Source organism: Anaerotruncus massiliensis (ex Togo et al. 2026), assembly GCF_030825285.1.
Lineage (GTDB): Bacteria > Bacillota > Clostridia > Oscillospirales > Ruminococcaceae > Anaerotruncus > Anaerotruncus massiliensis.
Genome location: NZ_JAPJQF010000075.1, coordinates 1 through 7,954, shown reverse-complemented (window position 1 = coordinate 7,954; position 7,954 = coordinate 1). Strand labels below are relative to the sequence as shown.

The following is a 7,954-nucleotide window of genomic DNA, read 5'->3' as shown; positions in this document are numbered from 1 at the left end:
GCGAGACATAATCCTCGGAAAGCTCGAGCTCACCCCCCTCGAGCAGCGTGCCCGCGGGCGCGAGGCTGCCCGAAACGTCGGTGTCGAGCCGGGAGATAAAATCGGCGGCGTCGCGGCGCAATTCGTAGTCGGCGGCGGAGACGTCGGTGTCCACGAGGTTGACCGCGAGCTTGAAGAGCCCGGAGGAGAGCTTTTCGCCGGCCGCGTCGAGGTTCTGGTTGACGATGGCGGCCGCGAGGTCCCCGAGCAGCTCGCTTTTGCCGAGCGCGCCGCCCTCGAAGACGGGGCAGGAAAAGACGTCGGCCACGTCCTGCGCGTCGAGGCGGCGTTCCCCGGCGGGGATGTTGATCGAGTAGCCGTCCCGTTCATAGGAGATCGCGTAGGGGAGGGTGAAGACGACGGTGCCCGTCTTCTGCGCGATGCGGATGAAGATGTCGCGCGAGAGGGCGGCGTACCGGTCGACGGTGATGCCCAGACGCTCGGAGAGCGCCTCGCGGACGGAGACGCCGCCCCCGCGCTCCCACGCCTCCGAAAGGGTGAGGCGTTCGCCGCCGAGGGTCACGAGCGTCTCGGGGGGAAGCATCGCGAGGGGCACCTGCCCGTACTGAGGATTGAAGCGGATGAGGAGGAAATCGCCAGCGCTCCCGTCCTGCGCCCTGCCGACGACCACCATGGTCAGCGCGTCGCCGGCCACCGGCCGGTAGGAGATCTCGGGCGGGTCGTCGCGGCTGTTCTGGCGGGGCATCGACGGCTGCACCGCCATAACCGTCAGCACCATGATGAAGGCGAGCAGCATGAGCGTCAGCGTGAACGCCAGCAAAAAGGAGCGCCATTTGTTTTCTTCCCGCAAAGGAAATCCCCCCTGTCTACCCAGTAGGATTGGCAGGATTGTACACCGCTTATTCATTGCGCGGGCGGCTTTGATGTGTTAAAATGAGGGACAGAACCTGTTCCGCCGCCGATGACGCGCGCGGTTGATTGAGAAAATATACAGGAGGTAATTTCATGATAAAACTTTACGAAACCGGGGCATATTATGCGGACGGCAAGCTGATCCCCGACGACGGACATGCCGCCGAAGCGCTGGCGGCGATGGGCAGGGCCGTCCCGAAGGAGGAGGCGCGCAAGCGGACGATCGCGTATTCGATCCTTGAGGCGCACAACACGAGCGGCAATATGGATGATCTGAAGATCAAATTCGACGCGATGGCCTCCCACGACATCACCTACGTGGGCATTGTCCAGACGGCGCGCGCGTCGGGGCTCGAGAGGTTCCCGCTGCCCTACGTGCTCACCAACTGCCACAATTCCCTCTGCGCGGTGGGCGGCACGATCAACGAGGACGACCACATGTTCGGACTCTCCGCCGCCAAGAAGTACGGCGGCATCTACGTCCCGGCCCACCAGGCGGTCATCCACCAGTACATGCGCGAGATGATAAGCGGCTGCGGAAAGATGATCCTCGGCTCGGACAGCCACACGCGCTACGGCGCGCTCGGCACGATGGCGGTCGGCGAGGGCGGCCCCGAGCTCGTCAAGCAGCTGCTCTGCCGCACCTATGACATCAAACGCCCGCAGGTGGTCGCCGTCTACCTGACCGGCAGGCCCCACAGAGGGGTCGGCCCGCAGGACGTCGCGCTGGCGATCATCGGCGCGGTGTTCAAAAAGGGCTATGTGAAGAACAAGGTCATGGAGTTCATCGGCGACGGCATCGCCAACCTGAACGTCGAATACCGCAACGGCATCGACGTCATGACCACCGAGACGACCTGCCTCTCCTCCGTGTGGGCGACCGACGGACAGGTGGAGGACTACTTTGAGATCCACGGCCGCAAAGAGGCGTATAAACGGCTCGCCCCGGGCGACGCGGCCTATTACGACGGGGTCGTCCACGTCGACCTCTCGACCGTCAAGCCGATGATCGCGATGCCCTTCCACCCCTCCAACGCCTATGAGATCGACGAATTGAACGCCAACCTCATGGACATCCTCGCCGAGGTGGAACGGGAGGGCGCCAAGTCGATCGACAACCCCGCCATTCATTTCACCCTGCGCGACAAGGTGAAGGACGGCCGCCTGCTCGTCGACCAGGGGGTCATCGCCGGCTGTGCGGGCGGCACCTACGACAACATCTGCGACGCGGCGGATATCCTGGCGGGCCATTCGATCGGCGCGGACGAGTTTTCGCTGTCGGTCTACCCGTCGAGCCAGCCGGTCTTCATCAGCCTCGTGGAGAACGGCGCGATCGCAAAGCTCATGCAGACGGGCGCCACGGTGCGCACCGCCTTCTGCGGCCCCTGCTTCGGCGCGGGCGACGTGCCCGCCAACGGCGGCCTCTCGATCCGCCACAGCACCCGCAACTTCCCCAACCGCGAGGGCTCCAAGCCGGGGAACGGCCAGATCGCGTCGGTCGCGCTGATGGACGCGCGCTCGATCGCGGCCACTGCGCTCAACCACGGCGTCCTCACCCCGGCCACCGACCTCGATATCGGCTTCACCAAGCCCAAGTACGTCTTCCACGGCGAGGTCTACGACAACCGCGTCTATGACGGCGTGGGCCGCGCGCAGCCCGAGCTGCCCCTCAAGTTCGGCCCGAACATCGCCGACTGGCCGGAGATGTCCCCGCTGACCGAGCACCTGCTGCTCGACGTGGACGCCTTCATCACCGACCCGGTCACCACCACCGACGAGCTGATCCCGTCGGGCGAGACCTCCTCCTACCGCTCCAACCCGCTCAAGCTGGCGGAATTCACCCTCTCCCGCAAGGACCCGGCGTACGTCGGGGCCGCGAAGAACTCCCAGAAGTGGGAGACGCTCCGCCGCGAGAAGGGCACCGCCTTCGACGACCGGTCGCCCGACTGCCCGATCCACAGGATCCGCGCGATCGACGGCTTCCAGGAGGTCGACGGCGGGACGATCGGCTGCGGCTCCCTCGTCTACGCGGTCAAGCCGGGCGACGGCTCGGCGCGCGAGCAGGCCGCCTCCTGCCAGAAGGTGCTGGGCGGCTGGGCCAACATCGCCCGGGAGTACGCCACCAAGCGCTACCGCTCCAACCTCATCAACTGGGGCATGCTGCCCTTCGTGGTTTCCGGCGAGCCGCCCTTCGCGAAATATGACGCGGTCTTCATCCCCAACATCCGCCGCGCGGTCGCGGAGAAGCAGGCGGAGATCACCGCCTACGCCTTCACCGGGGAGGGGACGAAGCCCTTCACCCTCACGCTCGGCGATTTGACCGACGACGAGCGGGACATCATCCTCGCGGGCTGCCTCATCAACTACTACCGCGCGCAGAACTAAGGAGGGACCCGTATGTTCCGGAATCCGGCGAGCTTCCTGAAGGCGTTCTTCGGCTTTTTCACGGCGTTCGGCGCGGTGTTCCTCGCGATCGGCCTGGGCGTCGGCTTCACCGCGCCGGACGGGATCATTTTCCTGCTGGCCTTCGGGCTGGTGGGGCTGACCTTCCTGCTCGTGGGCGTCATCGGCCTCGCGGTGCTCGCGCGCAAGGCGCGCCTGCGCCGCTGGCTGCTCGAAAACGGCCGCGCGCTCAACGCGGATTACGACGGCTGCGGGCTTCAGACCTCGCTGGAGATGAACGGCAGGCACCCCTATGTGGTGCACTGCCACTATACCGACTCCGCCACCCGCACGATCTACAACTTCCGCAGCGAGGGCCTGTGGTTCAACCCCGCGTCCCTGCTGGAGGGCCGCCGCACCGTCCGGGTGCTCGTGCACCCCGACGACTACCGCAAATATTACGTCGACCTCGGCGACCTCACCAACGGCTACAAGGTCGTGGGGTAGCCGGAGCCAAAATGCATCAGGCGCCTTTCCCGCGCAGACAAAAAAGAGACCGCCGCCGGCGGTCTCTTTTTATTGCGGCTTACGCGGGAGCGCGTACCTCTCCGGATGCACTTCCGATACGGTACCGGGGGCTTGCCGGCAAGCTCCGCCGCTCCCCGAGCGGCGGCCCCCGGCCTCACATCTGGAACTGGAAGGTATCGGTCGTCCCCTGGTAGGTGCGGTAGAAGACGGGGTTGTCGTGCGCCCGCTCGATGTCGCCGAAGTCCGCGCCGTCCTTGAGGAAGTGGATTTTGAAGTTGAGCGGGTAGGGGGGCTCGGCAAAGATCTCGTCGATGAGGTAGCTGGCCTCAAAGGCGATCGTATCGAACATGTCCTCATCGGACGCGCCGCCGGAGGGCAGGTCGATCGTCAGCTCGACGTTGAAGGAGCCGTCGGACGCGTCGGTGACGGTGGTCGCTTTGGTGGCCTCGGCGTACTCGCCGGGCATCTTTTCCGTGAGGAAATCGGTGACCTTCCGGGTCTTGGAGCTGCCGCAGGCGGCGAGGGAGAGGACGAGCGCCAGCGCGAGCGCGAGCGCCGCGATGCGTTTGACATGGTTCATGAGAAGCGTCTCCTTTACATAAAAACGCGGGACGCGTTGGCGTCCCGCGCTCAGTTTCTGTCTGCGATCAGAGGGTGCCGAGCTCGACGGAGGTGATCACGACGTCCTCGGTGGGCTTGTGGTCCGCGTCGGTGGGGACGGCCGCGATCTTCTCAACGACGTCCATGCCCTCGATGACCTGGCCGAAGACGGTGTCGCGCGCGTCGTAATTGGGCACGCCGCCGACCTCGAGGTACTTCTGGATGACCTTCTCGGGGAAGCCGCCGTCGAACATCTTGTCGCCGAGCTCATCGGTGATGCGGGAGTTCTGGACGATGAAGAAGCGGCTGCCGTTCTGGCCGGGGGTGCCGCCGTTATCCATGGCGACGGCGCCGTTGAAGTGCCAGAGGTTGAGGCTGTACTCGTCCTCAAACGGCTCGCCCGAGGCGCTTTCGCCGCCGCTGCCGTTGTTGTCGGGATCACCGGTCGCGACGTGGACGCTCGGCACGGCGCTGTAGACTTTCAGCCCGTTGTAATAGCCCTTTTCCACGAGGGCCTGGAAGTTCTCAACAGCCTTGGGGGCCTCCTTGGGGAAGAGCACCATCTTGATGTCGCCGAGGGACGTTTTGATGGTCGCGATGGGGGAACCGGCCTCCGGCGTGTTGAACTGGACCAGGTCGATGGCGGATTCATCGATCTCCATGTTGTGGGCGTAGATCTCGGCAGCGGTTTCCGGCATGCTTTCCGGTCCGCTGGTCTCCCCGGACGGGGCGCCGGACTCGGGGGAGGGCTCCTCCGATTTTTTGCAGCCAACCATCAGCGTGGAAAGCATCAGAACCACGCAGAGCAGCAGGGCGATTTTTTTCATAATGATGTTACCTCCATGGTTTTATACAGATCTTCCGAAGGACATGGATTGCTCTTCATATTTTACCACATAATCCGCCAAAATCAATCTCCCTGCAGGATATTCATAGTAAGTTTACGTTTTGGCAATGAATCGGCGGGCGAGGCCGCGGGGCATGCAAAAGCGGCGCCGATGATTACCGGCGCCGCTTGATTTTTTTGACATGTGGCCTGCCGCGATCCCTTCCCACAGCCTCTTTCGGCCGTGGCGGGCCGTGGCCTGCCGCTCTGTTGGAACCTCGTACATCTATATGCAAGTAACACTCGAAAACATTCGCTGCGGTTACGATCACAGCTTTTGGACCTTCTTTACGATCCGGTTTTGATTGCCCTTATGCAGTTCGATGACGCAGAATCCATGCTCAGTTCTGGAATATGACCCTTTGCTGCTCAACCGTAAAGGATGCCTGCAACAATGCCTGGGTTCCCTGGACTGAACGTTATTTGATTGTAGGTCGAATCATTCACATTGCCGGCGTTTCCGAAGCCCTTCACTCGACCCCGGCGGCGCCGGTGGGATTTTGCCTGGTGCGGTTGCTTTGATAGGATGCGTGCGGTAAACCCGTTTTACGATTGGGACCTGGAATCACAGATTATTTGTCTTGCGCGGAATGAACTCGCCTCTTACGATTGAGCATCTTCCTTTCGGGATTCCCTGAAGGGATCTCTCACAAGCACCAAATTCAAGTTGTTTTCAGATTTACAGATTTTACTCCGGATCATCTTTGAAAATCGACAGAAACTGTGATTGCAGCTGTCCTGAAAACTGCTCCTAGGAAAGCCTGCCCTTGGGCGAACAGTCCCTCAATGCAAATGAGAAACTGTGTGCTTCATCGTACATCGGAACCACCGCCTTTCTATGAATATTGGTATCATGTTCCTCTCTTCTGTATCTATATTATAAGCAATTTGTTGGGGAATGTCAATATGATTTTTTCAAGATTGAAAAGAAAATATATACAACTTGTACACAATGAAAACCATTTGACATTTGCTTCCCAATGGATTATCATGTTATCAAACAGGGATGACAACCGGGCCTTCCGCCCGATTTTTGAGGGGGAATCCACCCCCGGAAAAGGAGAACGGTTTCTATGGCAAACGAAGAGTTCGGCGCCGATCTGATCACGCTGGTTGACGATGAGGGCCACGAGCATGAATTCGAGATCGTCGACACCCTCGAGCTCGGCGAGCAGCACTATGTGGCGCTGGTCGCGGACTGCGGCGAAGAGGACTGTGACTGCGAGGACGACGGCGAGTTGGTGATCCTCAAATCGGTCATGGAGGGCGAGGAGGAGTTCCTCGAGGCGATCGAGGACGAGGCCGAGTTCGATCAGGTCGCGGCGATCTTTATGGAGCGCCTGTCCGACAGCTTCGAGTTTACCGGCGGCGAGGACGGGGAAAACTAATGCCGTAACTCCCTGCCGTACCCGACAGTTCTGCCCTTTATACTCCAACAACTGTACTTTGGGAGTTCCTTTCCGCGTGCGGAGTGCAGACCTCCCCATCTCACGATGGGACGAAGGGAGCTGGAAACACGCGATCGGGCGTACCCACTCTTGTCTAACGACGGGGGTTTACAGCTGGCAGGACATCGATACGGCGGGGTTTTTACATGTAAAGAACGGGCGCCTTCCAGTTTTGGAAGGCGCCCGTTTTTTGGTTCCTCTAAAGTCCCAACAGGTCGCGGACCGCCCGGGAGGCGAGCAGGAACCCGGCCGCGGGCGGCACGAACGCGATGCTTCCCGGCGCGTGCCTTCCGTGCTCCCCGGGGCAGACGGCTTTGGCGGGCTCCTCGACCGAATAGAGCACCGTCTGGCGGGCCACGCCGCGCCGTTTCAGCTCCCGACGCATCACCCGCGCGAGCCCGCAGCCGCAGCCGGCCGTGTCCGCGATGTCGCCGATGCGCAGCGCGCCGGGGTCGAGCCGGTTGCCGGTGCCCAGGCACATGTAGAGCGGGACCCCGCGCCGGGCGCAGGCCTCCGCGAGATGCAGCTTGGCGGTCACCGTGTCGATGCAGTCGAGCACGAAATCGGGTCTCCAGTCAAAGAGAAAGCCGCTGTTGTCCGGCAGGTAGAATTCGTACGCGGCGGTAAAATCCCCCGCAGGGTGGATTGAACCCAGTCGGCGCAGCTCGGCGTCCGCCTTGCGCATTCCGACCGCGTCGCGGGTCGCCACGAGCTGACGGTTGAGGTTCGTCTCGTCCACCGTGTCGTGGTCGACGAGCAGCAGGTGTCCGACCCCCGCGCGGCAGAGCGCCTCCGCCGCCGCCGAGCCGACGCCCCCGAGCCCGAGCACTGCTCCCCGCGCGCCCGCCAGGCGCGCGGTGTTCTCCTCCCCGATCAGCAGCGCGGTGCGCGCGAGCCAGTTTTCCATTGCAGCACATCCTTTTTGTTTTTGCCGCGCATCGAGCGGCGGAGGATGTCGGTGGCCGGCCGACAGCGGTCCTTAGGCATACCGCTCAGTGAGCGGTGTAGTTTGCCGGGTCCCGCCCTGGGGTGGTTTTAGATATTCCGCCCGGGGGACGGAGGGCCTGTCGGTAGTCGACCGACAGCGAGTTCCTTTCTTGCTTCCCCAAGAAAGGAACCAAAGAAGGGCACGAGGGGCTTCGCCCCTGCGACCCCAACGCCGCCTCCGGTTGGCCTTCGGCCAAAGTCGGCGGCGCCC

Annotated in this window: 7 protein-coding genes; 3 read left to right on the top strand and 4 right to left on the bottom strand. The window is 62.5% G+C overall.

What is annotated here, in order from left to right; translation table 11 throughout:
- A partial coding sequence (locus RCI06_RS13610) for an LCP family protein (protein ID WP_306576373.1) occupies positions 1–850 on the bottom strand: 850 nt, incomplete at its 3' end.
- 155 nt (positions 851–1,005) lie between these two features.
- Here RCI06_RS13610 and RCI06_RS13605 point away from each other — a divergent pair.
- Positions 1,006–3,297, top strand: coding sequence for a hydratase (locus RCI06_RS13605; protein ID WP_306576372.1), 2,292 nt, complete (start codon positions 1,006–1,008; stop codon positions 3,295–3,297).
- Positions 3,298–3,309: 12 nt separating this feature from the next.
- Positions 3,310–3,801: a hypothetical protein gene (locus tag RCI06_RS13600; RefSeq protein WP_306576371.1), complete on the top strand. Its 492-nt coding sequence runs from the start codon at positions 3,310–3,312 to the stop codon at positions 3,799–3,801.
- Between the two features lie 175 nt (positions 3,802–3,976).
- On the opposite strand, the gene RCI06_RS13595 is transcribed toward RCI06_RS13600, so the two are convergent.
- Together RCI06_RS13595 and RCI06_RS13590 are read right to left on the bottom strand one after the other, a co-directional pair.
- Positions 3,977–4,402 carry a hypothetical protein gene (locus tag RCI06_RS13595; RefSeq protein ID WP_288235224.1) on the bottom strand — a complete coding sequence of 142 codons (426 nt, stop codon included), beginning with the start codon at positions 4,400–4,402 and terminating at the stop codon, positions 3,977–3,979.
- 67 nt (positions 4,403–4,469) lie between these two features.
- Entirely contained in the window at positions 4,470–5,249 is a 780-nt protein-coding gene (locus RCI06_RS13590) for a peptidylprolyl isomerase (protein WP_207654169.1), read from the bottom strand.
- Between the two features lie 1,132 nt (positions 5,250–6,381).
- On the opposite strand from RCI06_RS13590, the gene RCI06_RS13585 reads away from it, so the two are divergent.
- Positions 6,382–6,696 carry a DUF1292 domain-containing protein gene (locus RCI06_RS13585; protein ID WP_121587636.1) on the top strand — a complete coding sequence of 105 codons (315 nt, stop codon included), beginning with the start codon at positions 6,382–6,384 and terminating at the stop codon, positions 6,694–6,696.
- A 259-nt stretch (positions 6,697–6,955) separates the two neighbouring features.
- Here RCI06_RS13585 and RCI06_RS13580 read toward each other — a convergent pair whose 3' ends face one another.
- Positions 6,956–7,663, bottom strand: a complete 708-nt coding sequence (locus tag RCI06_RS13580; RefSeq protein ID WP_302823324.1) for a tRNA threonylcarbamoyladenosine dehydratase — start codon at positions 7,661–7,663, stop codon at positions 6,956–6,958.
- Positions 7,664–7,954 lie beyond the last annotated feature (291 nt).